The organism is Faecalibacillus intestinalis (assembly GCF_003024685.1).
Classification (GTDB): domain Bacteria; phylum Bacillota_I; class Bacilli_A; order Erysipelotrichales; family Coprobacillaceae; genus Faecalibacillus; species Faecalibacillus intestinalis.
On record NZ_PYLQ01000007.1, the window covers coordinates 45112 to 68383 of the forward strand.

The window sequence follows — 23272 nt, forward strand, 5'->3', positions numbered from 1 at the left end:
AAATAAATTAAAATATAATTATCATACTAATTTTTTATTTCCATGCCAAATAATATCCTTGCCAATTCTTTTTAAGTTGAGCTGTTACTTCTTGTTTCTTTTTTATTCCCATTTCATTTGTATACGTATATTCAACCATCACAGTATCTTCTTTTTTTATATTTTTACATGTATATGCTTTCTCAAATTCAATATATCTTTATCACTATTAATACAAATTGTTCCTTTCACATCATGATATTCTGTATTTCTTTTAAAATTATATTCTTTATCCCACAAATAGATTTCATCTTTCTTTGTCTTATTTCCACTAAATGAAAGAGTAAAATCACCTTTGTTCTTTTTTTCATTATAACTTTCTAACATAATTCCACCACTAGCATCTTCATCTAAATAGTTTTTAAAGTTGATATCTGCATCTAACATTCCAAAATTTGTTTCACCATTTGTTTGGGAAATAAGTTGTGCAAATTGAACTGTTTGAATATGTAGATTTATTATTCCTTTAAAAGGACCTTCTTTATTTAAAGAAAGTGTATATGTATCTTTATCCGTTTTAAAAATAACTTGTGCTGTTGTATTATCTTGATAATTTTTTAAAATCAAATCAATATTTATATTATAACTATCCTTTTTAATATCACTGATATAACCACTAAAATAAGTACAAATAGAATTTGTATTTAGTGAAATTGGTTGATCACCATAAAAGTCATTGATTTGTTGTTGCAACAAAGAATTTGCTTCTTCCAATGCATCCATTTTCTCACTCATCTTAACTGCTACATAACTTTCCATAATAAATGCTAGAAAAACAACAATTCCAAAGATAATAATTATATTTCGATGATTATTACTTTGATCCGTTTTTATTTTTTGTTTTCATCTAAAAGTTCCTCTAAAGAGATACCAAAAACATCAGCCATAGCCTTACAACTTTGTATATCAGGTGATGATTGATTACTTTCCCATTTTGATATTGTTTGTCTTGTATATGTAGTAATTTACCTAATTCTTCTAGCGATAATCCCTTCATTTTCCGATATTTTTAAATACGTTCTCCAAGTGTCATATAATCTTTCCTCCTTTTATTCATCATAATATGAAATAAGAAGAAGATATGCTCTAAGGATTAACATTTTGTCTATAAATCTTTACTTTAATAAAAATCAAATATTTCGTACAATTATCTAAAGGAATTCTATGAAATCTAAAATACTCTTTATTTATTGTTTTATTTTATTATTATGTGGTTGTTCAAAAAAGGAAGACACTAAAACCGAAGAACTTCTTACAAATAATGATATTGGTTTTACAATTATCGTTGAAGATGGTCGTGGAATTACAAAGGATTCTAGGATAAATCATATAAATGATTATATTGGTGATCAGTATATAGAATCAAAAAAGAATAATGATACAGTTTATTATAATGATTCTATTCAAATTACTTTAAATAAAAAGAATAAAGTTAAAAAAGTAGAACTATTTACAGATCATTACAAAGTTGAAGGTAATTTCTACGTTGGTTTAGAAAAAAATAATTTAGATTACGAAAATCACAAAGAAGCGAACAATCAATATATTGCCTATAGTGAGAATAAAACAGTTAAAATGACCTACACGCTTTCAAACAATACAATTACAAAAATCACATTAGCCTAAAAATAGTTATCAATCAGATAACTATTTTTCTTTTAATTTCTTCATTTTTTCTTCTTTTGCAATCGTTTTAAAAATAATACTTTTACTTGTAGGACTATATGATTCAAAATCTATCTCATGTGCATGCTCATCATATATTGGTGCATCATCCACAATAATCGTTACATTCATACGTAAAATATCATAAATTCTTTTTACTAATTTATTATTGGGATTTAAATTAGGATTTGTTTCAATTCTATAAATAGTACTCTCACTTACTCCTAAGCCCTCTGCAAGCTCTTTTCTAGAAACGCCTCTTTCTATTCTTTTATTCATAATTAGCTCATTAACATTCATTATCCGTCACCCTTTTAATTCATGTTAACAATTAAATCGTGCATTTTACGCATTATAAAAGATACCTTCAGGAACGATAACTATTCTTTCATGCGCGTTCTATTGACTTTATATTCGTGTCAAATATAAAGTACACTTAAGGAGGTAATTATGATAAACTATTTAATTGAAAAATACTTTACATTGTTAAGCGGGGTAGCTTACTTAGGTGCCTCATCAGAATCAATATTAAATTTATATGAATTCGAAAAACCTGAACAATTAAAGAATTTAAACAAATAAGGAAGGTGGCATCATTATGAATATTTTGATATTAGAGGATACAAATACTTTTGTAGAGGAGTTTGTTGATATACTCAAAAATAACAATCTATTCGCTGATGCCCATTTCTTTTGTCTAGGGGATCACTTTGAAGAGATTGATAACACAAAAGACTACCAAATTATTTTTATAGATGTTCATTTAAGTAAATCAATAAATGGTATCGATTTTTCTATAAAACTTAAAAAGAGGTTTCCCAAAGCACTTATTGTTTTTGTGACCATGAACAATAACTTTGTTCATAAATCCATGGAACTTCAACCATTTTATTTCATTAGAAAAGATCATTTAAATGAAGACATGTCTATCTTCTTTAAAATGTTTAAAGAACATTTAGAAAACACAAGTTTTATAGTCATTAACGCTAGAGAAAAACACGTACGTATTAATACCAGTGATATTATCTACATAGAAGCTGATGGTCATTACTTAAAAATTGTCACATTAGATGGTGAATACAAATTCAAAGAAAAGATAAAAGAATTTAAAACTCAACTCAATAATAACAATATCATTCAAGTACATAGATCCTATCTTATTAATTTAGATTTTGTCTATGATGTAAATTCCAAGTTCATCATCTTAAGAAACAAGAAAGAAATCAATATAGGTAAAACATATAAAAAGAAATTTAAACTAACTTATCAGGATTATTTACTCAATGGTAGCTTATAGTATATTTCTTAATTTTGTAGAAATTTTAACTCTTACAACATTTGTTTACCTTTATTATTCACTTTCAAGTAGAAAACAATTTTGTCTTCTACTTACTTCTTTATTCTTAATATGTGAATTATGTGATATTTTTAGAGAAAATGGTTTCATGATACTAATTGGATACTTTATCGCATGTTATTCATTTGTCTTGTACGAAAAAAGAAGAATACACTTTGGAGATATATTTATATTAGCCGGTTATTTATTTTCAATGTTCATATATCCTTATATATCTTATTGTCTATATAATAAAATATTAGATACTGGATATGAAACTGTATACTACATTTGTGCAGGTATAACTTCTAAATTATTTTTAATACTTGTAACCTGTTGGTTACTTAGCCATTTAAAGTTCACATTTCCTGTTCCTAACAAACAATACTCATTAGTAATTATCACAGAAGTTGTTATTTTAAGTATTTTTGGAATGATTAGCTATGATAATGTAGAAGTAACTGCATCTTATAGTCCTGTTATTATTTGTATTTTATTATTGATTACTTTCATTCTTATTATAATTAATGGTATTTACCTAAATCGAATATACGCAGAAAAGATGCAGTATGAAAAACAATTACAAAAAGAAAAATATATAAAACAAAGCTTACGTCTCATACAAAACATTAGTTATGATATTGATGATAAGAAACATCGTATTCATTGGATATTAGAACACATTAAACACTTAAACAACGATACAAACACTGAAATATCCAAAGCTATTGAACAATATCAATCTAAAAACACTTACCAAAAATTAGTTGCATCTAAAAATCCGGTATTTGATATTTTGATTTCTGTAAAAATCAATAGGTTACAAGATGATAATATAAGTATTAAATCTTTCTTTGAAATTAGCCAAAATGAAAAATATGATGATTTAGATTTTATTGATGTTATTTCTGAAATATTAGATTATGTTAAAAGACATAATGAAATAACTTTGCATATCAAAGGTCAAGGTATTTATACGTTAGTTGAACTTTATTCAGAAAATGATTTTTATGATTATGATAGATGTAAAATTGAATCTGATTTAATTGTTAAGAAAAAGAACATTTATAAAGATGGTATTTATTACATGAAATTTTTATTAAAAGGAACAAATGATGATGTTAGAGAAAATTTATGATAAATATGATTTTGATCAAGATTATGAAGTATATAAGTATGGTCAACAAGTTTTAATATTTAATTCAATCGTTAATATATTTATGTTTATTCTAGGATTATGTTTACATGAAGGACTTATGACACTAGTTTGGATGCTTGCATTTTCCGGATTAAGAGTGAATTTAGGTGGATATCATTGTGATAGTCCTGTTAAATGTTTTGTATCTTCCAATTTAATATTTTTTCTATCTATGCTTTCTTATAAATATTTAAGTTCGTATTTCTTATTATTATTTATTCCACTTGGAATACTATTTATGTTATTTTTTAAATATATTCCATTTATAAATAAAAAAGCAAAAATTACAATATGTATAGAACTTATTTGTTTATTTATTCCAAAAATAAATATGATTGTTATTCTAGCTTTATGCGAAAATATCATTTTATATTTAATGACAGCCAAAGAAAAAGTCAATTCGTAATGTGAATTGACTTCTTAAATACTATTTATTTTGTAGATATTCATCCATTGCCTTAGCTGCTTTTTTACCAGCACCCATAGCTAAGATAACTGTTGCTGCACCAGTAACAACATCTCCACCTGCATAAACACCATCTTTAGATGTTTTCATTGAATCTTCATCAACGATAATTCCACCCCAAGATTGGCAATCTAAACCAGGAGTTGTATGTCTAATTAATGGGTTTGGACTTTGTCCAATAGCAACAATAACTGTTCCTGTTTCAATTGTGAAGTTAGATCCTTCTTTAGCGATTGGTCTTCTTCTTCCAGATGCATCAGGTTCACCTAATTCCATTTCAACACATTCCATAGATTTAACCCATCCATCTTCACCTTCAATTTTAACTGGATTAGTTAATAGTTTGAAGATAATTCCTTCTTCTTTAGCGTGATGCACTTCTTCAGCACGAGCAGGAACTTCTTCAGGTCCACGACGATAAACGATATATACGTTTTTAGCTCCTAAACGTTTTGCAGTTCTTGCAGCATCCATAGCAACGTTACCAGCACCGATAACACATACTGTATCTGTTACTTTAACTGGAGTAGGATGATCTGGGAATTGATATCCTTTCATTAAGTTAACACGAGTTAAGAATTCGTTTGCTGCATAAACACCGTTTAAGTTTTCCCCAGGAATTCCTTGGAAACGTGGTAAACCAGCACCACTACCTACGAAGATTCCTTGATATCCTTGTTCTTGTAATTCATCAATTGTAATTGAACGTCCTACAACAACATTTGTTTCGAAATCTACACCTAAAGCAGCAACACCATCTACTTCGCTTTGCACTAATTTTTTAGGTAATCTGAATTCTGGAATACCATAAGATAATACCCCACCTGTTTTATGTAATGCTTCAAAAACAGTCACATCATAACCTTTTTTAGCTAATTCACCAGCACATGTAATACCAGCAGGTCCTGATCCAATAACAGCAACTTTTTTACCATTTTTTTCAATTTTTAATTCTGCAGGTTTTCCATGTTCTCTATGATAATCAGCAACGAATCTTTCTAATCGTCCGATTCCTACTGATTCAGTTTTAATTCCTCTAACACATTTACCTTCACATTGATTTTCTTGAGGACAAACACGTCCACAAATTGCAGGTAATGCATTTTCTCTTGTAATTGTTTGATAAGCTTCTTCAAATTCACCTTCTGCAACATGATGAATGAATTCAGGAATTGGTACTCCTACTGGACATCCATCCATACAGAATGGTTTTTTACAATTTAAGCAACGAGTTGCTTCTTCCATAGCTTGTTCTTTTGTATATCCTAAAGAAACTTCTTCAAAGTTTTTATTTCTTACATTAGGATCTTGTTCAGGCATTTTAACCTTATTTGGTGACATATTAGGCATTATTTTGCACCTCCCATTAAATTACAAATACGATCTGCATTCGCATCTACTTGATGTTCTTCTTCTTTAAACATTCTTTGACGAGCCATTAATTCATCAAAGTCTACTGATAAACCATCAAAGTCTGGTCCATCAACACATGCGAATTTAATTTTACCATCAACAGTAACACGGCAGCATCCACACATACCTGTCCCATCAATCATAATAGGGTTTAATGAAACCATTGTTTTTAAATTATGAGGTTTTGTTACCCCAACAACAGCTTTCATCATAGGTACTGGTCCAATAGCGATAACTTCATCAATTGGATCACCATTATCAATTAATTCTTGTAATTTAACAGTTCCAAATCCTTTTTCTCCTAAAGATCCATCATCTGTCATCACATATACATTTTTACAGAAAGCTTTGAACTTATCTGCCCATAATACATATTGTGCTTCACGTCCACCAATGATAACATCCACATCTACACCCATTTCAGCTAATTTTTTAAGTTGTGGATATAATGGTGCACTACCAACCCCACCGGCAATACCAACAACATGATTTGATTTATGTAAATCAGTTGGTACACCTAAAGGTCCAACGAAGTCAGTGATTTCATCACCTTCGTTTAATTTTGCTAATTGACGAGTTGAAAAACCTACAATTTGATAAATAATTGTAATTGTTTCAGCTTCTCGATCATAATCAGCAATTGTTAAAGGAATTCTTTCTCCATCTTCACCAACTCTTAAAATAATGAATTGACCTGGTTCGCACTTTCTAGCAACCATTGGAGCATGAACTTCCATTAATTCAACAACATCATTTAGTCTTTCTTTTTTGACTATTTTGTACATTTCTGGTTTCCCCCAATTCTTTTAGACTACCTCTATTATACGCTTATGTGAATAAAAAAACAACGTTCCTTCTAGTAAGATTTACTAAAAGAAAATCGTTGTTTTAATTTTTTAAAAATTCTATATTTTGAATATTTTTTGCTCTTTCAAGCTTTTCAATTAAGTTAATATTATAGTTATTTTTAAACAATAAAGAGAATATAATATCCATTATATAATCTGCATTTTTTCTTAAATAGCTATCATTAATAGAAGTAACAGCAATCACTGTACCTTCTTTTTGTTTAATATAATTCACAATTCTTTTAATCTATTGTTCCTCTCCAGAATACGAAATCACAATAGCAACACTATCTTTATTAGAAAGCATTGCTTGTCTATTTTGATCAGATGATATATGTTTTAGATTTATAATCACCTATTACTGAAGAGGCAAAATGTATTCTAAAGTCGTTATAGTTTTTTCACCTAATTTTTTACAAAATCTTGAAATTGTTGATGGTGATGTATATGTAATTTCAGCTAAATCTGTTATTTTCAAATCAACAATATAATCTTTATGATCAAGAATATAATTGGCTATACCTTTTTCTAAATCTGTAAAGTTATCTTGATATTCTAACTTATAAAGTAAGCTCATAGTATCACCTCAATATAAAAATAAAATATTCTTACAACAATAAATAGTGTTATAGAATACTTTATAATTTATTTTCAAATATCTTAAAAAAATCACTTTTTATTTTGAAAAATTTTTATTCTTTTTTTCCAATATAAACAGAAACCTTTTGACTTAAATCTTCATATACTTTTGTTGAGATGCGATGATCCGTAATAATACCATCGATTTCTTCCCAAGAACAAACTGTATATAATCCTTTTTCTTGAAACTTACTACTATCAGCAACCACAAAAACATAATCACTTTTTTCAATCATTTTCTTTTTAACTCCTAATTCTTGATAGGAATGACATGTTGGTCCATCACTATTTAATAATCCAGAAGTTCCTAAAACACAGACATCTACTTGAACTTTATCTAGATATTCTTCACTCCAATGTCCAACTATTGATTGATTTTTTTCTCTTTTTTTACCAGGAGTTAAAAACACATTATGTAAATTTCCATCTAATTGTTCAAATGCACCTATAGAAACCGTAAAAATATCTTTTGAAGGCATTAAATTAATATATGAACAACAACTTTGACAAGTACTTCCTGAATCAATGATCATACTATTATGTGCCATTAATATTGAAGAAATACAACGTGCAATTTCTTTTTTTTCATCATATTTTTGTTTTTCTCTAAATTCGATATTTTTTTCTGTTCCTAACGTTGCAAGTGTTGCTCCACCATATTCTTTTTTAACAACTCCTTTTTCTTCTAAAAAAGTTAAATCTTTACGAATTGTTTCCATACTTACTTGATATTTTTGGGAAAGTTCTTTTGCTTTGACATATCCTTTTTGATCTAATAAATCAACAATTTCTTGTAATCTTTTTGTTGCAGTAATAGCCATATTTCATCACTCCTTGAAGAGATTATAGCTACCTATATACAAAAACGCAACTTGCGATTAGTTGCGTTTTAAACATACTTTTTATTTATTATAAAAAAAACTTAGGATTTCTCCAAGCTCTATTAAGCTTCTACAGCTTGTTTGTTTTGATATTTTTCGTAAGAAATTAAGAATGATGTGTAAATAACTACAGAAATTGCAATTAAAATTGCTTGAGTTACTGCACCCATAATATTTGCACCTGTTGCCAAGAATCCAAAGATCAATGATGGACATGTCCAAGGTACTGTTAAACATGCAACTGGACAGAATCCAATAATTGTTAATACATAACCTACGATTTCAAGAACGATTGATGTTAATACAAATGGAATACCAAATGTAACTGTTTCGTTGATTTCGAATAATCCTGGAATTAATGATAATGAAGCGATTGCTTTGTTATCTTCACGTTTAGAGAAAATAAAGATAGCAATAACTAAACCTAATGTACATCCAGAACCACCAATTTCACCCCACATTTGAATAGCATACATATTAATAATGTTTGTTGTTTTTTCACCTCTGTTGAATTTTTCAAGTGCTAATGGAGTAAAGATTGATTCTTTAACAGCTGATACCATATTATTACCATGAATACCTACTAACCAGAATAACATGATTACTAAATATAAAATAATAAAACCAGGAACAGTTGCATCTAAGCTTCCTAAAGGATCTTGGATACTGTTTTTAATAATATCATTTAAATATAAACCTGTTATGTTATAATACGCTGATCCAATACAAGCAGTAATGATCAATGTTAAAATAGCTGGTACTAAAACTTCGAATGCACGAGATACAACTGGTGGAACTTGATCAGGCATTTTAATGCATCTTGTTTTCCAAAGAACGAAAAAAGGAAAAGTAAACGGGCGTCGCTTACTTTTCCTACGTCATTCAATGAATATAGTTGTCAAAAAAATATCTAAGAGAAGAATGACTTTATAATCTTCTTTGATTACATTTTCATTTTACATATCTTTTATGAATTGAAAATGAAATTTATAGATTTTGATAACTATTTTCATATATTTTTTCATTTATGATTTAGTGTATGCAAATTATTTTCATCGATGTGCTTGAATAAAGGAAATATTTTTTAATTCAATTTCATTAAAATATTCTGACATATGATTATTCATCATTTCTGATGTCAAAGTTTCATCTGCACTATACCAACTTTTAGATTTAAAATAGTCTGCAATCTCAGGTGTTTTAAACGTACAATGATGTCTGGCATAAATTTCATTAAGTCCTAACCGTAACTGAAAATCATCTTTATTTTCTAAATCAGCTTCTGTAAGAAGTTCTGTATCACTATGAGCAAATATATATTCATCCTCATCTGTATTTTCTTCTACTGTTGTTTCTATTTTTTCATTTACAATAACTTGAAGGGCTTTTTCTTTACCTGATTCACTAGTACAAATTACTTTTGTCTTACCTGATGATAAAGCCGTAATTTTACCATTTGTATCTACGATACATATTTTTTCATTTTTCGATTGATAAGTACATTTAAGATTAGTTTGAATAGTATATTCATCTCCAATATTTAATGTAACTTTACTTTTTTCTAAATGCAATGGTTTTTCAACATGTTGACTAACAAGATTATCTGGTGAATAAGATGGTTCATTTCCTTTAAAAAATAAAATAAATCCTAACATAGCAATCACCACGACAAGTGCTATGATTCCTAAAATAATAATTTTAGTTTTTTTACGCACTTCTTTTTTATGTTTTTCTCTATTTTTAACCCTTGAACCTACTTCTTCTACTTGGATATCCTCTTGCGATATTCTTGTTCCACAAATATCACAATATTTGGCTCCTTTTGTTAGTAAACTATGACATTTTGGACATAACATAATCATCATCTCCTTACCTTTATTATAAAATAAAATATATTGATTTTCACTACCCGTTTTAGTATAATGTCAAAGACTGGTTCGAGAGCCAAACCCAGTATAAAAAACTAAGAATAAGTAATGAAGATGGCTCTGTCATCTTTTTTATTTTATTTGGCTTCTAACTGTACTTTAGAAGAGGAGGACTACAAATGAATAATAAAAAGGTACAATTAATTGTAATGAATGCCATGATTGGTGCTGCTTATGCAGTTTTAACAATTTTGATTTCACCAATTGCTTATGGAGCAGTGCAAATGCGCTTAACTGAAATTATTGTTTTACTTGCATGTTACAACAAGAAATTTATTCCAGGACTTACTATTGGATGTTTGCTTGCAAACCTTGCATCTCCAATGGGATTATATGACATTTGTTTTGGAACAGCTGCAACATTGATTGCTTGTCTTGGTATGTATTATGTTAAAAATGTTTTTGCTGGAGCTTTAATTGGTGGGGTTGTCAATGGTTTAATCGTTGGTTTAGAACTTTATCTAGCTTTAGAATTACCATTTATGATTAATGCATTCTATGTTTTCATTGGTGAATTTATTGTTTTAATTATTGGAGCATTCTTATTTAAATGTTTAGAAAAAAATAAAAAACTTATGAATAACTATATTTTAGAATAGTAAAAAAGCTATAACAGCGAAATGCTTGTTATAGCTTTTATTTATGTTCTTCAATATAGGTTACTATATCGTTTACTGTTTTAAAATTCATAACGTCTTCATCAGGAATTTCAATTCCAAATTCTTCTTCAGCAGACATGATTAATTCAACTGAATCTAATGAATCTAATTCTAGATCTTCTTTTAATTTAGCATCTAAAGTAATTTTTGATTCATCAATATCCATTGTATCTTTTAAAATTTCTTTGATTTGATCAAGTACCATTTTATTTCCTCCTTCTGTATAAAGCTATTATAACAAATGCTTTTGATTTGTAAACAAAACAATTTGACAAACAAACTAAAAGTCTATATCATTTAGGAAAGTATGTTTGGGAGGTAAAATAATGATTTTAAGACCAACGAAAATCGAAGATATTTCACGTGTCATTGACATTATTAATCAAGCAAAAACTTATTTCAAAAATAATGATATTGATCAATGGCAAGATGGATATCCTAATGAAGAAACAATTGAAAAAGATATAGAAAATAATGAAGCTTATGTTTTAGAAGAAGACGGTGTTATTTTAGGAACGTGTATGGTAACGATTCATGGAGAACCTGCTTATAACCGTATTGAAGGAAAATGGATTTTAAATTGTCCTTATATATGTGTACATCGTATTGCTGTTGATAATGAATATAAAGGAAAAGGATTAGCTTCTACGATTTTAGATCAAGTAGTTGCTATGTATCCAGATTATCATAGTGTTAGAATGGATACACATCATGATAATCTTTCTATGCAAAGTTTTTTAACTAAATATGGTTTTAAATATTGTGGAGAAATCACTTTAAAAAGTGGTGCTTTAAGAAGAGCTTATGAAAAAAGAATCTAAGCTCTTTTTTATGTCCTTAATTTTCCTTCTTTAAGTAATCTTAATAATTCATCATTTTGCCTTTGTGAACCTGTATAATTATCTATTCCATTTAATTTAGCTAATTTTGTTCTATTAGCAAAAGAAGCATCTTCTTGAATAGAACGCAATGCATCTGTAAAACTATTGCCTGTATAATCAGGTGCACTTAAATATCTTATCTTTCTTTCTATGACCTGATCATTGACCCAGCCGGCATCTTGTCCTATAAGATAGGGATTTCTAGCACCTTGAACAATTCTCGTAATAATTCCAAAATGACGATATGGCATTAATGGCTGCGTAGATTCACTTGTTAAAAATACATGGTGAAATTCTACCTCATCGCCTATCTTATACCTTGTTAAATTCGTATTAGAAAAATTATTATAACCACCTTCTTCGATGATTTGTGGAAAATCTTTATAGGCATAATTTAGATCCACCATTGTATCAATTCCTAAAACATTTCCTGTAGCGCTATATTGCCACATACCATATTCTCCATCATAATTAAGTTCATCATTATATCTTGCAATCCATTTTGTATACTCATTAAAGATTGGACTTGTAAGTTTAGTTCTAAACCAAAACAATGATGCATACATTCCTACATAGTAACCTTCTTGTTCGAGTCTTTGAGCAAATGTTTGTGCAATATTCGCTATTGTTTGATTACTTTGTCTTCCTGTTGTATTATTATCTTCTAAATCATAATAAACAGGATAGGCCATTTGATAATCCTTTACGAGTCTTAATACATGTTTAGCTTCTGATAGAGCTTCTCTTTCATTGGTTGCATAAGAATATAAATAAACCCCAAAAGGGATTTTTAAACGTGTACATTCATCCGCATTTCTTTTAAAATACGGATCATCTTGACTTTCCAGATTACTTCCATACCCACATCTAATGATTGCAAAATCAATATGTTTTTTAACTTCTTGCCAATCAATCAACCCTTGAAATTTAGAAACATCAATTCCATGTTTTACCAAAATTTTTCACCTCATTATAAAATATGTCACAATGTCAAAAATGTTATTATTATCGTTGTTTATATTTACTTTTGGTTAAAAAAATAAGATAATAGCTACGGGAGGAATTATAGTTATGAAAAAGAGTTTAATCTCCATGATTTGTTTTACTTTGTTAGTATCCTTTTTTTGTTCTACAAGTCAAGTTCATGCAGTAAACTTTGAAGGACAAGAAGATAAATATATGAAACTTTGTTCTAGTAAAAGTTTATCTAATAGTAATTATAATACTTGTAAACAATTTAATTCATACTTAAAAAAGAAAAACAATCAGTTACAAAGTTCTATTGATGAATCTAAATCTAAAATTTCAGATACTCAAAGTTCATTAGATGACGTTGTTTCTAAAATTGCTGATTTAAATAACCAAATTGAACAAAAGCAACAAGAAATCAACTATTTGGAAAGTTCAATTAAATCATTAGAAGCAAGTATCACAGCTAAAGAAAACGAAGTTAAAGAACGTATGTATGCTATGCAATCATACAATAATAGTAATAGTTATATTGAATTTATTTTTGGTGCTTCAAACTTCTCTGATTTCTTTTCAAGAATTGATAGTGTCAATGAAATCACTCAATTCGATAAAGAATTAGTAGAAAAAATTGCTGATGAAAAGAAGCAAGTTGAATCTCAAAAAGCAACTATTGAAACAGTAAAAGCAAATATTGTTTCTCAACAAAACGAACAATATACTTTACAAACTCAATATGAAGATCTATTAGCTAAACAACAAAAAGATTTAGCATCTGCTGAAAGTGAACAATCTAAAATTTCTGATACTCAAAGTTCATTAGATTCATTCTTATCATCAGTCGTTGTTACTCAATCATCTTCATCAGGTAGTAGCAGTAGTGGTTCCACAACTATTAGACCATCTACAAATGTTCCTACTACAAATAAGTATGGTTCTACAGTTGTAGCTGCTGCTTATTCTAAATTAGGTTGTCCTTATGTATGGGGAGCAAGTGGACCTAATTCATTTGACTGTTCTGGTTTGGTTATGTGGTGTTATGCACAAGCAGGTGTTTCACTTGATCACTATTCTGGATCTCAAGGTCAATCTGGAGCAATTATTCCATTAAGTCAAGCTCAACCAGGAGATATCTTATGGAAAAGTGGACATGTAGGTATTTATATTGGTAATGGTCAATATATTCATGCACCACAAACAGGTGATGTTGTTAAGATTGCATCTAATGTAAGTAGATTTACTTGTGCAGTTAGACCTTATTAGTAATGACTTAAAACCTTTAAGTTTATAAGCTTAAAGGTTTTTATTTTGTATAAAAACAACTTTTATTTACTTTTTTTAGAAAGTGAGGTATAAATAATATGAGGGGGTGTTTTTTTTGAAAATTAAAAAATATTTTGTAGGATTTGTTGCATCTACAATGCTTGTATCAACATGCTATTGTATAAAACCTGTAGAAGCTATTGATTTTTCAAAAGATGAATCAAAATATATGTCACTATGTGCAAGTGGAAAACTAACAAATAGTAATAAGAAAACATGCGAAGAATTCAACAGCTATCTCAAAGCTAAAAATAAGAAGTTAAAAAAAGATTTAGAAAATCAAAAAAGTGCTGCGGCGAGTACAACGCAAACATTAGACAGTGTTCAAAAAAAGCTAAATTCATTAAATTCGGATATTTCATCTAAAGAAGCTGAAATTCAATATGTTGAAACATCTATACAAAATGCCCAAGCAGATATAGATAAAGATAATCAAGAAATAAAAGATCGTATGTATGTCATGCAATCTTATATGAATGAAAATACTTTTATCAATTATATATTTGGGGCTGATAATTTTACTGATATGTTATCTAGAATAGATAGTTTCAATACACTTACTTCAAGTGACCAAGATTTGATTGCTCAAATGTTAGAAAAGAAAAAGGAAATTGAAAATCAAAAAGTTACTTTAGAAAACGCAAAAGCTGTTTTAGAAGAACAAAAGAAAGAACAAGCTGCTATTCAAGTACAATATGAAACATTATTAGAAGAACAAAGAAAACAAATTGCTTCTACGCAAGATGCTATATATGATTATGGTGCTGCAAGTGAATCATTAGCTGCTGCTATTGATAAATTCAATGCTGAAGCTTATGAAACAAAACCATCAACAGCTAGACCTGCTCCACCAGCATCAAATAATACAAATAGCAATAATTCAAATAATACTGGTAATAATAATTCAAATAACAACAATAATAATAATTCAAGTAATAATAACTCTAATAGTAATACAAACAATAACACTAACAATTCTAACACAAATAACACAACATCTTCTAATCTTGGATATAAAATTTATGAAGTAGCTCGTTCAAAATTAGGATGTCGTTATTATTGGGGTGCAAATGGACCAAATATGTTTGATTGTTCTGGATTAGTCTATTATTGTTTAAACCATGCAGGAAAATCTGTAGGTAGAACAACCGCAGCAGGTTATTCATCTATGTTTTCAGGGGTAAGCTGGTCAAATTCACAAACTGGTGATTTAGCTTGCTTTGGAACTGGATCAGTTACACATATTGGAATTGTAATGTTGAATAGTGATGGTACTAGAAGTTTAATTCACTGTGGTGGTGGCGGATCGCATACTTTTGGAAATGATCCAAATGCTTGTGTTAAAATTAGTGATTTTCAACCTGGTTCTTATTACTATAAAAGAATTATAACAATTAGACATGTCTCATAAGGTCCATCTGGGCCTTTTTCTTTATAAAGAAAAAAGGTAGACGAATTTCGTCTACCTTTTTATTTTAAGAATGTTTTATAATCTTTATAATTTTTCTTTAATAATTCAGGTGTGTTTAAATGATATGGACATTTTGTCATACATTTTCCACAATTTAAACATTCTTCTATTTTTTTCATTTCATTTTGCCAATGATCATTAAGCCAACTTGCTGCTGGTGCTCTTCTTAACATTAAAGACATTCTAGCACATTGGTTAATTTGGATATCTTTTGGACAAGGCATACAATAACCGCATCCTCTACAAAAATCACCAGCTAACTCTTTACGATCATGTTCAATTAAATCTTTAATTTCTTGAGTAAGTTCGGGTGCTTTTGTTTGATAAGAAATAAATTCATCTAATTCTTTTTCTTTTTGAATTCCCCATATTGGTAAGACATTATCAAATTGTGCTAAATAAGCATATGCTGCATCAGAACGATTAATTAAACCTCCAGATAATGCTTTCATACAAATAAAACCAATATTGTGTTCTTTACATTTATGTACTAAATCAATATCTTTTTGATCAGCTAAATAACTAAATGGAAATTGAATTGTATCATATAATCCACTTTCACAAGCTTCTATAGCTACTGGTAAACGATGATTCGTTAAACCTATAAAATGTATTTTTCCTTGAGCTTTTGCTTCTAACATAGCTTCATATAAACCTGTACCATCTCCTGGTTTAGGGCAAAATGAAGGATTATGAAATTGATAAATATCAATATAATCTGTTTTTAAATTATTTAAACTTGTTTCTAAGTCTTTCCAAAAACCTTCTACTGTAGTAGATCCTGTCTTCGTTGCAATATAAATATCTTTTCTAACATCACTTAATGCATTTCCTAGCTTTTCTTCACTATCACTATACCATCTTGCACTATCAAAAAAACGAATTCCTTGATCATATGCCTTTCTTAAAATTGTTGTTGCATCTTCTCCAGTTACTCGTTGAATTGGTAATGCCCCAAAACCATTACGATTCACTGTAATTCCTGTTCTCCCTAATGTAACTTTTTCCATTACTTTTTCCTCTTTTTCTAATCTTAACTTAAATATTCACCAATTCCATTTACAATTCCTTGAACAATTTTATTTTGATAATCCTCACTTGAAAGTAATCGATCTTCTCCTGGATTTGATAAAAATCCCATTTCTACAATAGTAACAGGAACTTTTGACCAATTTAAACCTGTCATATTATCAACAATTGAAACTCCTCTATTTCTAGAACCTGTTGCCTTACAAATATTATTCACAATACTTTTTGAAAGTGATTGTGATTGACTTGCAATACTTGCACAATATCTATTAGAAGTTGAAGGCGCAAGTGTCAACGTTCCTGTAGAAGAAGATGATTCACTTGAATCACAATGTAAACGAATAAATGCATCTGCATTTGCCTCATTTGCCATTTGAGCTCTTTGAGCATTAGATAAATCGACATTTTGTGATGTACGACACATAACCACAGTATAACCTTGATTTGATAAAGCTTCTTGTAATTTAAGTGCCACTTCTAAGTTGATTTGTGATTCTGTTTTCCCTGTTACACATCCTGTTGCCCCTGTTGTCACTTTTGCTTTCATTGTCGATGAACCTGGTCCATTAGGTTCTAATGAACTATTTCCTCGTGCTTGATGTCCTGCATCAATACAAATCACTTTTCCTCCGCCATGATAAATCTTAGCTGCTGATAATTCTTGTTTAGGTTTTTCTTTTACATGTACAGTTATTTCTTTTTCTGCTTGATTTCCTGAACTATCTTTCGCAAATACTTTTATTTGATAATCCCCTGCTTTATTTACATCTAATGAAGATAAATCATATTGTAAATCAACATTGCTTAAATCTGTTGCTTTGATTTCTTGATTAAAATCATAATTTTCTGTTCCTTCTTCAAATGAAACTTCATTTATTTCATTAAAAACAGGAGCTGTAGTATCTTTAACAATCACTTTCTTTTTTAGTTTTTGATCTTGATATTTAATATTTATTGTATAGCTTCCAATTGCTGGATAATCTTTTTGATCTTCATTTTTTAGATTATCTGTTATTTTTATTTCTTTTTTTATTTCTTTCAACTTATCTTTATCTATGTCTTTTGTTTGAATAAGATCATCAAATGAATATTGAACTGTATTTCCATATTCTACAATAATCTCTTTTTTATTTTTTAATGATAATTCAATTTTTTCTTCTCGTGTAAGATAATAAATACCTCCCACTATCACCACGATAACAATCCCAATAACTCCTATAAACTTCTTTTTCATATTCTTTTTTCTCCTTAAAACTATTATACAAAAAAAAGAGAAGAATGGAAGTTCTTCTCTATAAACCTTTGACATGAATACGTGTAATTGCACGTTGCAAAGCTGCTTGTGCTCTTAACATATCGATTTCATCGTTTTGTATTTTAAGTCTTTCTTCAGCTCTTCTTTTTGCTTCTTGTGCTCTTTCTAAATCAATTTCTTCTTGTGATTCAATTGCATTAGCAATTAAAGTTGTTTCTGTTTCATTTACATAAATGAAACCACCTGCGACAGAAAAATATGTTCTTTTTCCATCAATAATATAATTCATTTGAGACACTTTTACACCACTTGCTAGTGGAATATGATGAGCTAAAATACCTATTTGTCCAGCAGTTGTATCAAGATTTATCTGATCAATTTCCACTTCTTGGTAAATACCTTGAGGTGTAATAATTTTTAGCTTAAATTTAGTCATTTTCGATTTGTTTAGCCTTTTCTACAGCTTCTTGAATAGTACCAACATTATGGAATGCTTGTTCAGGTAATTGATCCCATTTACCTTCAAGAATTTCTTTAAATCCTTGAACAGTATCTTCTACACGGACATATTTTCCATCTAAACCAGTAAATTGACTAGCTACTGTAAATGGTTGTGATAAGAAGTTACGTACACGTCTTGCACGTGCAACGATTAATTTATCTTCATCACCTAATTCATCCATCCCAAGAATTGCGATGATATCTTGTAATTCTTGATAACGTTGTAAGATTTGTTGAACACCATGAGCTACTTCATAATGATCTTTACCTACAACTAATGGATCTAAGGCTCTTGATGAAGAGTTAAGTGGATCTACTGCAGGGTAAATACCTAAAGCAGCGATTGAACGATCCAAGACGATTTTAGCATCTAAGTGAGCAAATGTTGTTGCTGGTGCAGGGTCAGTTAAGTCATCGGCTGGTACATAGACCGCTTGTACTGATGTAATTGATCCTTTTTTAGTTGATGTAATACGTTCTTGTAAAGCACCCATTTCAGTTGCTAGAGTTGGTTGATATCCTGCTTGTGATGGTACACGTCCAAGTAAGGCAGAAACTTCTGAACCTGCTTGTGTGAAACGGAAGATGTTATCAATGAATAATAACACGTCTTGACCTTGTCCATCACGGAATTGTTCAGCCATTGTTAAACCAGTTAAGGCAACACGTAAACGTGCTCCTGGAGGTTCGTTCATTTGTCCAAAGACAAGTGATGTTTTAGATAAAACGCCACTTTCTTTCATTTCATAGTATAAATCGTTACCTTCTCGGCTACGTTCTCCAACACCGGCGAATACTGATAACCCACCATGTTGTGTTGCGATATTGTTAATAAATTCTTGGATCAATACTGTTTTACCTACTCCGGCACCACCGAATAACCCAATTTTACCACCTTTGATAAAAGGACAAATTAAGTCTACAACTTTAATTCCTGTTTCAAAGATTTCTGTAGTTGTCATTTGTTCTGCATAAGTTGGCGCAGATCTATGGATAGGCATACGTGGAACATCATTTCCTAATTCACCTTTACCGTCAATTGGTTCACCTAAAACATTGAACATACGTCCTAATGTATCATTTCCTACTGGAACTGAAATTGGGTGACCTGTATCAACAGCATCCATTCCTCTTACTACCCCATCAGTTGGTCCCATGGCGATACATCTTACTGCATCATCTCCAATGTGTTGAGCAACTTCTACGACTAATTCTTCTTCACCATTTTGAATACGAATTGCTGTATTTAATCGAGGTAATTTATCTTCGCTAGCAAATGCAATATCAATAACTGGCCCACGGGCACTAATTATTTTCCCAATATTTGCCATATTGACCTCCTTATTGCGCATTAGCTCCAGCAACAATTTCACTAACTTCATTAGTAATTGCTGTTTGACGAGCTTGATTGTATTTTAATAATAATTGTTCTGTTAATTCTTCTGCGTTATCTGTAGCATTTTCCATTGAAGTTCTACGTGACGCATTTTCACTTGTCACACTTTCAACAAGATAGCCATAAACGACAGCTTGTAAATACATTGGTATTAAACTATCTAAAACTTCTTCAGGACTTGGTTCAAAAATAGTGAATTTATTGGTAATTTCAATATTTTCAAACTCATTTGTATCAATTGGTAAAAGTGTTACTGTACGTGGTTTAAATGTTAAGTTATTAACAAATTCAGTATAAATGATTTTTATACTTCCCACTTCTTTATTAATATAAAGATCTGTGACACTTTTTACTAATTTAGTCACTTCATCAAAAGCTAATGTTGAATTTAATGAAGCAAAATCAGTATTGATTGGTCCTTGATGCGTTCTACGGAAATAATTTGTTCCTTTACTTCCAATTGAGTAAACATAATCTTCATCTTTAATTTGTTGACTAATTTCTTTAAAGACATTGGCATTATATCCACCACATAATCCTAAACTTGAAGAAATAACAATATAAACATCTTTATCTACTTTATTTTCAGCGAGATAGGCAGAATCTTTTAACCCTTTATTAGAAGCTAAAATTTCTGCACATGTTTGTCTAACACCTTGATAATAAGGTTTTAATTCATCAAGTTGATTTCTTGTTTTACGAAGTTTAGATGTCGCAACTAATTCCATTGCTTTTGTAATCTTTTTAGTAGATTCAACGGATTTAATACGACGCTTAATTTCTTGCATTGATCCAGGCATTAGTTAGCCCCTTGTGTTTTTAAGAATTGATCAACATAAGCGCCTGTTGCTTCTTTCATCTTCGCTTCTAATTCATTTGAAATCACTTTTTGAGTTTCTATTTCAGTAATAAATTCAGGATGAGCCATTTGAATATTTTCTACTAAACCATCCATAAATTCTTTTACTTTTTCTACAGCTATTTGTTTTGTATAACCATATTTTAATGCAAATAAAGTAATGACTTGTGTTGGTACACTACGTGGTGAGTATTGTGCTTGTTTTAATACTTCACGTACTTTTGCCCCATGATCCAATGTTGCTTTAGTAGCAGCATCTAAGTCAGAACCAAATTGTGCGAAAGCTTGCATTTCTGCATATTGAGCAAGTTCAAGTTTTAATGAACCAGATACTTGTTTCATCGCTTTAATTTGTGCAGTAGAACCTACACGTGATACAGATAATCCTGTATCTACAGCTGGTCTAAATCCAGAGTTGAACAATTCTTGTTGTAAGAAGATTTGTCCATCAGTAATTGAAATAACGTTTGTTGGAATATATGCTGAAATATCCCCAGCTTGTGTTTCAATGATTGGTAAAGCAGTAATTGATCCTCCACCATTTTCTTCATTTAAACGGCAAGCACGTTCAAGTAATCTTGAATGTAAATAGAAGACATCCCCTGGATAAGCTTCACGTCCTGGTGGTCTTTTTAATAATAACGACATTGTACGATAAGCTACCGCATGTTTCGATAAATCATCATAAACAATTAAAACATCTTTTCCTTCATCTAACCAATGTTCAGCAATTGCACATCCAGCATATGGTGCAATATATTGAATTGGTGCAAGTTCACTCGCTCCGGCAGAAACAACACATGTATAATCCATTGCTCCACCTTGACGTAATTTTTCAACAACTTGTGCAACTGTTGAATTCTTTTGTCCAATAGCAACATAAACACAATAAATGTTTTGTCCTTTTTGGTTTAAAATTGTATCAATAGCAATTGCAGTTTTACCTGTTTGACGGTCACCGATAATTAACTCACGTTGACCTCTACCGATAGGAATGATAGCATCAATTGATGTAATACCAGTTTGTAATGGTTGATCAACTGATTTTCTTGTCATTACCCCACTAGCAACACGTTCGATTGGTTTAGTTTTACCAGTATTGATTTCACCTTGACCATCGATTGCTTGTCCTAATGGATTAACAACTCTTCCTAACATTTCATCCCCGACAGGGACTTCAATAATTCTTCCAGTACGTTTAACTTCGTCTCCTTCTTTAATCGTACTTTCAGATCCAAGTAGTACGGCTCCTACACTATCTTCATCTAAGTTCATGACCATTCCGTAAACATCATTTGGGAAAAGTAATAATTCACCTAACATGGCATTATCTAACCCATGAATAACACTTACACCATCACCAACAGTCACGACTGTTCCGACATCTTTTTGTTCAATGATATCGTCATAATGCTTAATTTGTTCTTTAATTAAAGCACTAATTTCATTTGGTCTAAGCCCCACTATTTCCACCTACTTTCTTAATAGTTCTTTTTTAAGCATTTCTACTTTATTTTTAATTGTTCCATCATAAATACGGTTAGCAATTTGAACTTTAATACCACCTAATAATGATGGATCAATAGATACTTTTAAAGTAACCTTTTTGTTTTCTTTTTGACTGATTGCTTTTTCTATATCTTGAATTTGTTGATCAGTTAATTCATAAGGTGTATAGATCATACCTTCTTCTATACCTAAATATTGATTTGATAAATTAATATAAGATTTAACAATATCATCAATATAACGAATTCTTCTTGATTGCACTAATAGTTTTAAGAAATTTAAAACATATTGATCAACATTCCCTTTAAATGATTGATCCAATAATTGAATCTTTTTATCATTTTCAATAAGAACGTGATTAAAGAATTGAACAATTTGAGGATCACTATCTAGAACCTCACCAACTAATTTGATGTCATCAAGATATTGAGTGACTTGATTTTCTTCTTTTGCTAAATCAAATAAAGATTCAGCATATCTATCGCCAACAACACTCATTAGTTAACCACATCATCAACAAATTCTTCTACTAATCCTTTGTTGATTTTTTCATTCATTTCTTTGTTCATCACTTTAGTTGCAACCTCAATAGCAACATCCACAATTTCTTGTTTCATATCTGCTTGAGCTTGTTTCTTTTCTGTTTCAATTTCTTTTTGTGCTTGTTCAATTTTAGCTCTTGCTTCTTCGTTTGCTTGGTCAATAATTTGTTGTTTCACTTTTTGACCATCATCTTTTGCTTGATCAAGAATTTCACGATATTTACTTGCCGCTTCACGTGCTTCTTTTTCAGCTGTTTCTAAATTTACAGAAGCTTTTTCATTCATTTCTTTTGCCTCATTGATTGTAGATTCTATGTAATCTGCTCTTTTAGCAAAATATTCCATGACATTTTTCCATAAAAACTTCTTAAAAATAAGTAACAAAACTCCTGTAGATAATAATTGAACAATCAGTGTTGTAAGATTAGGGAATAATTTTCCTGCTATATCTGGCATCTTTATTCC

29 protein-coding genes and 1 riboswitch are annotated in these 23272 nt (G+C 29.8%); of the genes, 9 read left to right on the forward strand and 20 right to left on the reverse strand.

The window, feature by feature from the left end; genetic code table 11:
• Window positions 1-156: 156 nt before the first annotated feature.
• Window positions 157-774: a hypothetical protein gene (locus C7U54_RS06680; RefSeq protein WP_146137618.1), complete on the reverse strand. Its 618-nt coding sequence runs from the start codon at window positions 772-774 to the stop codon at window positions 157-159.
• A 95-nt stretch (window positions 775-869) separates the two neighbouring features.
• A complete protein-coding gene (locus C7U54_RS15525) occupies window positions 870-1004 on the reverse strand; it encodes a helix-turn-helix transcriptional regulator (protein WP_107029791.1) in 135 nt (44 codons plus the stop codon).
• 199 nt (window positions 1005-1203) lie between these two features.
• Here C7U54_RS15525 and C7U54_RS06690 point away from each other — a divergent pair, with 199 nt between their 5' ends.
• Window positions 1204-1665, forward strand: a complete 462-nt coding sequence (locus tag C7U54_RS06690; RefSeq protein WP_107029751.1) for a hypothetical protein — start codon at window positions 1204-1206, stop codon at window positions 1663-1665.
• A 21-nt stretch (window positions 1666-1686) separates the two neighbouring features.
• On the opposite strand, the gene C7U54_RS06695 is transcribed toward C7U54_RS06690, so the two are convergent.
• Window positions 1687-2004, reverse strand: a complete 318-nt coding sequence (locus C7U54_RS06695) for a helix-turn-helix domain-containing protein (RefSeq protein ID WP_107029752.1) — start codon at window positions 2002-2004, stop codon at window positions 1687-1689.
• Between the two features lie 150 nt (window positions 2005-2154).
• Here C7U54_RS06695 and C7U54_RS15415 point away from each other — a divergent pair, with 150 nt between their 5' ends.
• From C7U54_RS15415 to C7U54_RS06710, 4 genes are read left to right on the forward strand one after another with little or no spacing between them, the layout of a single operon-like run.
• On the forward strand, window positions 2155-2286 hold the full coding sequence (locus C7U54_RS15415) for a hypothetical protein (protein ID WP_277738300.1): 132 nt from the start codon (window positions 2155-2157) through the stop codon (window positions 2284-2286).
• A gap of 16 nt (window positions 2287-2302) precedes the next feature.
• On the forward strand, window positions 2303-3001 hold the full coding sequence (locus C7U54_RS06700) for a LytR/AlgR family response regulator transcription factor (protein ID WP_107029753.1): 699 nt from the start codon (window positions 2303-2305) through the stop codon (window positions 2999-3001).
• The gene (locus tag C7U54_RS06705) at window positions 2988-4178 is read left to right on the forward strand and encodes a hypothetical protein (protein ID WP_107029754.1); all 1191 of its coding nucleotides are present in this window, start codon (window positions 2988-2990) and stop codon (window positions 4176-4178) included. The genes C7U54_RS06700 and C7U54_RS06705 overlap by 14 nt, the downstream gene beginning before the upstream one ends.
• A complete protein-coding gene (locus tag C7U54_RS06710) occupies window positions 4159-4644 on the forward strand; it encodes an accessory gene regulator B family protein (RefSeq protein WP_158562523.1) in 486 nt (161 codons plus the stop codon). Before C7U54_RS06705 ends, C7U54_RS06710 begins: the two co-directional genes overlap by 20 nt.
• A gap of 21 nt (window positions 4645-4665) precedes the next feature.
• Here C7U54_RS06710 and gltA read toward each other — a convergent pair whose 3' ends face one another.
• The 7 genes from gltA to C7U54_RS14955 all read right to left on the reverse strand — a co-directional run bounded on the left by gltA (window position 4666) and on the right by C7U54_RS14955 (window position 10341).
• Entirely contained in the window at window positions 4666-6054 is a 1389-nt protein-coding gene (gene gltA, locus C7U54_RS06715; protein WP_032090871.1) for an NADPH-dependent glutamate synthase, read from the reverse strand.
• Window positions 6054-6902, reverse strand: a complete 849-nt coding sequence (locus tag C7U54_RS06720) for a sulfide/dihydroorotate dehydrogenase-like FAD/NAD-binding protein (RefSeq protein ID WP_022001960.1) — start codon at window positions 6900-6902, stop codon at window positions 6054-6056. The genes gltA and C7U54_RS06720 overlap by 1 nt, the downstream gene beginning before the upstream one ends.
• Window positions 6903-7005: 103 nt before the next feature.
• Window positions 7006-7200, reverse strand: a complete 195-nt coding sequence (locus C7U54_RS15165) for a hypothetical protein (protein ID WP_241522581.1) — start codon at window positions 7198-7200, stop codon at window positions 7006-7008.
• A 123-nt stretch (window positions 7201-7323) separates the two neighbouring features.
• A complete protein-coding gene (locus tag C7U54_RS15170; protein ID WP_241522582.1) occupies window positions 7324-7542 on the reverse strand; it encodes a MurR/RpiR family transcriptional regulator in 219 nt (72 codons plus the stop codon).
• 115 nt (window positions 7543-7657) lie between these two features.
• Entirely contained in the window at window positions 7658-8425 is a 768-nt protein-coding gene (locus C7U54_RS06730) for a DeoR/GlpR family DNA-binding transcription regulator (protein ID WP_107029756.1), read from the reverse strand.
• 122 nt (window positions 8426-8547) lie between these two features.
• A complete protein-coding gene (locus C7U54_RS06735) occupies window positions 8548-9294 on the reverse strand; it encodes a PTS transporter subunit EIIC (protein WP_107029757.1) in 747 nt (248 codons plus the stop codon).
• A gap of 243 nt (window positions 9295-9537) precedes the next feature.
• Complete coding sequence (locus C7U54_RS14955) at window positions 9538-10341, reverse strand: YARHG domain-containing protein (protein WP_206603602.1); 804 nt, start codon at window positions 10339-10341, stop codon at window positions 9538-9540.
• Window positions 10342-10411: 70 nt separating this feature from the next.
• A riboswitch (PreQ1 riboswitch) is annotated at window positions 10412-10458 on the forward strand.
• A 74-nt stretch (window positions 10459-10532) separates the two neighbouring features.
• On the opposite strand from C7U54_RS14955, the gene C7U54_RS06745 reads away from it, so the two are divergent.
• Entirely contained in the window at window positions 10533-11012 is a 480-nt protein-coding gene (locus C7U54_RS06745) for a QueT transporter family protein (protein WP_022001956.1), read from the forward strand.
• Between the two features lie 37 nt (window positions 11013-11049).
• Here the strand turns inward: C7U54_RS06745 and acpP are convergent, their stop codons facing one another.
• Window positions 11050-11277: an acyl carrier protein gene (gene acpP, locus C7U54_RS06750; RefSeq protein WP_107029758.1), complete on the reverse strand. Its 228-nt coding sequence runs from the start codon at window positions 11275-11277 to the stop codon at window positions 11050-11052.
• A gap of 121 nt (window positions 11278-11398) precedes the next feature.
• Between acpP and C7U54_RS06755 the strand changes: the two genes are divergently transcribed.
• Window positions 11399-11893, forward strand: coding sequence for a GNAT family N-acetyltransferase (locus C7U54_RS06755; protein ID WP_022001954.1), 495 nt, complete (start codon window positions 11399-11401; stop codon window positions 11891-11893).
• Between the two features lie 8 nt (window positions 11894-11901).
• Here C7U54_RS06755 and C7U54_RS06760 read toward each other — a convergent pair whose 3' ends face one another.
• Window positions 11902-12909: a glycoside hydrolase family 25 protein gene (locus C7U54_RS06760; protein ID WP_022001953.1), complete on the reverse strand. Its 1008-nt coding sequence runs from the start codon at window positions 12907-12909 to the stop codon at window positions 11902-11904.
• Between the two features lie 115 nt (window positions 12910-13024).
• On the opposite strand from C7U54_RS06760, the gene C7U54_RS06765 reads away from it, so the two are divergent.
• Both C7U54_RS06765 and C7U54_RS06770 read left to right on the forward strand, forming a co-directional pair.
• On the forward strand, window positions 13025-14185 hold the full coding sequence (locus C7U54_RS06765; protein ID WP_022001952.1) for a C40 family peptidase: 1161 nt from the start codon (window positions 13025-13027) through the stop codon (window positions 14183-14185).
• Window positions 14186-14291: 106 nt separating this feature from the next.
• Window positions 14292-15656 carry a coiled-coil domain-containing protein gene (locus C7U54_RS06770; RefSeq protein ID WP_241522583.1) on the forward strand — a complete coding sequence of 455 codons (1365 nt, stop codon included), beginning with the start codon at window positions 14292-14294 and terminating at the stop codon, window positions 15654-15656.
• 59 nt (window positions 15657-15715) lie between these two features.
• On the opposite strand, the gene C7U54_RS06775 is transcribed toward C7U54_RS06770, so the two are convergent.
• From C7U54_RS06775 to atpF, 8 genes are read right to left on the reverse strand one after another with little or no spacing between them, the layout of a single operon-like run.
• A complete protein-coding gene (locus tag C7U54_RS06775; RefSeq protein ID WP_107029759.1) occupies window positions 15716-16726 on the reverse strand; it encodes an aldo/keto reductase in 1011 nt (336 codons plus the stop codon).
• A 23-nt stretch (window positions 16727-16749) separates the two neighbouring features.
• Window positions 16750-17979 carry an N-acetylmuramoyl-L-alanine amidase gene (locus C7U54_RS06780; protein WP_107029760.1) on the reverse strand — a complete coding sequence of 410 codons (1230 nt, stop codon included), beginning with the start codon at window positions 17977-17979 and terminating at the stop codon, window positions 16750-16752.
• A gap of 58 nt (window positions 17980-18037) precedes the next feature.
• Window positions 18038-18436 (reverse strand): ATP synthase F1 subunit epsilon, encoded by a 399-nt coding sequence (gene atpC / locus C7U54_RS06785; protein WP_022001948.1) that lies wholly within the window; start codon window positions 18434-18436, stop codon window positions 18038-18040.
• On the reverse strand, window positions 18429-19832 hold the full coding sequence (gene atpD, locus C7U54_RS06790; protein ID WP_022001947.1) for a F0F1 ATP synthase subunit beta: 1404 nt from the start codon (window positions 19830-19832) through the stop codon (window positions 18429-18431). The genes atpC and atpD overlap by 8 nt, the downstream gene beginning before the upstream one ends.
• Before the next feature lie 10 nt (window positions 19833-19842).
• Entirely contained in the window at window positions 19843-20697 is an 855-nt protein-coding gene (gene atpG / locus C7U54_RS06795) for an ATP synthase F1 subunit gamma (RefSeq protein WP_032090881.1), read from the reverse strand.
• Window positions 20697-22220, reverse strand: coding sequence for a F0F1 ATP synthase subunit alpha (gene atpA, locus C7U54_RS06800; RefSeq protein WP_022001945.1), 1524 nt, complete (start codon window positions 22218-22220; stop codon window positions 20697-20699). Before atpA ends, atpG begins: the two co-directional genes overlap by 1 nt.
• A gap of 9 nt (window positions 22221-22229) precedes the next feature.
• Complete coding sequence (locus C7U54_RS06805; protein WP_022001944.1) at window positions 22230-22763, reverse strand: F0F1 ATP synthase subunit delta; 534 nt, start codon at window positions 22761-22763, stop codon at window positions 22230-22232.
• Window positions 22763-23263, reverse strand: a complete 501-nt coding sequence (gene atpF / locus C7U54_RS06810) for a F0F1 ATP synthase subunit B (RefSeq protein WP_032090883.1) — start codon at window positions 23261-23263, stop codon at window positions 22763-22765. The genes C7U54_RS06805 and atpF overlap by 1 nt, the downstream gene beginning before the upstream one ends.
• Window positions 23264-23272 lie beyond the last annotated feature (9 nt).

Bases quoted from the DNA above. Each gene is read 5' to 3' on its own strand.
- C7U54_RS06680 (WP_146137618.1), bottom strand. From the start codon at position 774: ATGAGTGAGAAAATGGATGCATTGGAAGAAGCAAATTCTTTGTTGCAA.
- C7U54_RS06690 (WP_107029751.1), top strand. From the start codon at position 1,204: ATGAAATCTAAAATACTCTTTATTTATTGTTTTATTTTATTATTATGT.
- C7U54_RS06695 (WP_107029752.1), bottom strand. From the start codon at position 2,004: ATGAATGTTAATGAGCTAATTATGAATAAAAGAATAGAAAGAGGCGTT.
- C7U54_RS15415 (WP_277738300.1), top strand. From the start codon at position 2,155: ATGATAAACTATTTAATTGAAAAATACTTTACATTGTTAAGCGGGGTA.
- C7U54_RS06700 (WP_107029753.1), top strand. From the start codon at position 2,303: ATGAATATTTTGATATTAGAGGATACAAATACTTTTGTAGAGGAGTTT.
- C7U54_RS06705 (WP_107029754.1), top strand. From the start codon at position 2,988: ATGGTAGCTTATAGTATATTTCTTAATTTTGTAGAAATTTTAACTCTT.
- C7U54_RS06710 (WP_158562523.1), top strand. From the start codon at position 4,159: ATGTTAGAGAAAATTTATGATAAATATGATTTTGATCAAGATTATGAA.
- gltA (WP_032090871.1), bottom strand. From the start codon at position 6,054: ATGCCTAATATGTCACCAAATAAGGTTAAAATGCCTGAACAAGATCCT.
- C7U54_RS06720 (WP_022001960.1), bottom strand. From the start codon at position 6,902: ATGTACAAAATAGTCAAAAAAGAAAGACTAAATGATGTTGTTGAATTA.
- C7U54_RS15170 (WP_241522582.1), bottom strand. From the start codon at position 7,542: ATGAGCTTACTTTATAAGTTAGAATATCAAGATAACTTTACAGATTTA.
- C7U54_RS06730 (WP_107029756.1), bottom strand. From the start codon at position 8,425: ATGGCTATTACTGCAACAAAAAGATTACAAGAAATTGTTGATTTATTA.
- C7U54_RS06735 (WP_107029757.1), bottom strand. From the start codon at position 9,294: ATGCCTGATCAAGTTCCACCAGTTGTATCTCGTGCATTCGAAGTTTTA.
- C7U54_RS14955 (WP_206603602.1), bottom strand. From the start codon at position 10,341: ATGTTATGTCCAAAATGTCATAGTTTACTAACAAAAGGAGCCAAATAT.
- C7U54_RS06745 (WP_022001956.1), top strand. From the start codon at position 10,533: ATGAATAATAAAAAGGTACAATTAATTGTAATGAATGCCATGATTGGT.
- acpP (WP_107029758.1), bottom strand. From the start codon at position 11,277: ATGGTACTTGATCAAATCAAAGAAATTTTAAAAGATACAATGGATATT.
- C7U54_RS06755 (WP_022001954.1), top strand. From the start codon at position 11,399: ATGATTTTAAGACCAACGAAAATCGAAGATATTTCACGTGTCATTGAC.
- C7U54_RS06765 (WP_022001952.1), top strand. From the start codon at position 13,025: ATGAAAAAGAGTTTAATCTCCATGATTTGTTTTACTTTGTTAGTATCC.
- C7U54_RS06775 (WP_107029759.1), bottom strand. From the start codon at position 16,726: ATGGAAAAAGTTACATTAGGGAGAACAGGAATTACAGTGAATCGTAAT.
- C7U54_RS06780 (WP_107029760.1), bottom strand. From the start codon at position 17,979: ATGAAAAAGAAGTTTATAGGAGTTATTGGGATTGTTATCGTGGTGATA.
- atpC (WP_022001948.1), bottom strand. From the start codon at position 18,436: ATGACTAAATTTAAGCTAAAAATTATTACACCTCAAGGTATTTACCAA.
- atpD (WP_022001947.1), bottom strand. From the start codon at position 19,832: ATGGCAAATATTGGGAAAATAATTAGTGCCCGTGGGCCAGTTATTGAT.
- atpG (WP_032090881.1), bottom strand. From the start codon at position 20,697: ATGCCTGGATCAATGCAAGAAATTAAGCGTCGTATTAAATCCGTTGAA.
- C7U54_RS06805 (WP_022001944.1), bottom strand. From the start codon at position 22,763: ATGAGTGTTGTTGGCGATAGATATGCTGAATCTTTATTTGATTTAGCA.
- atpF (WP_032090883.1), bottom strand. From the start codon at position 23,263: ATGCCAGATATAGCAGGAAAATTATTCCCTAATCTTACAACACTGATT.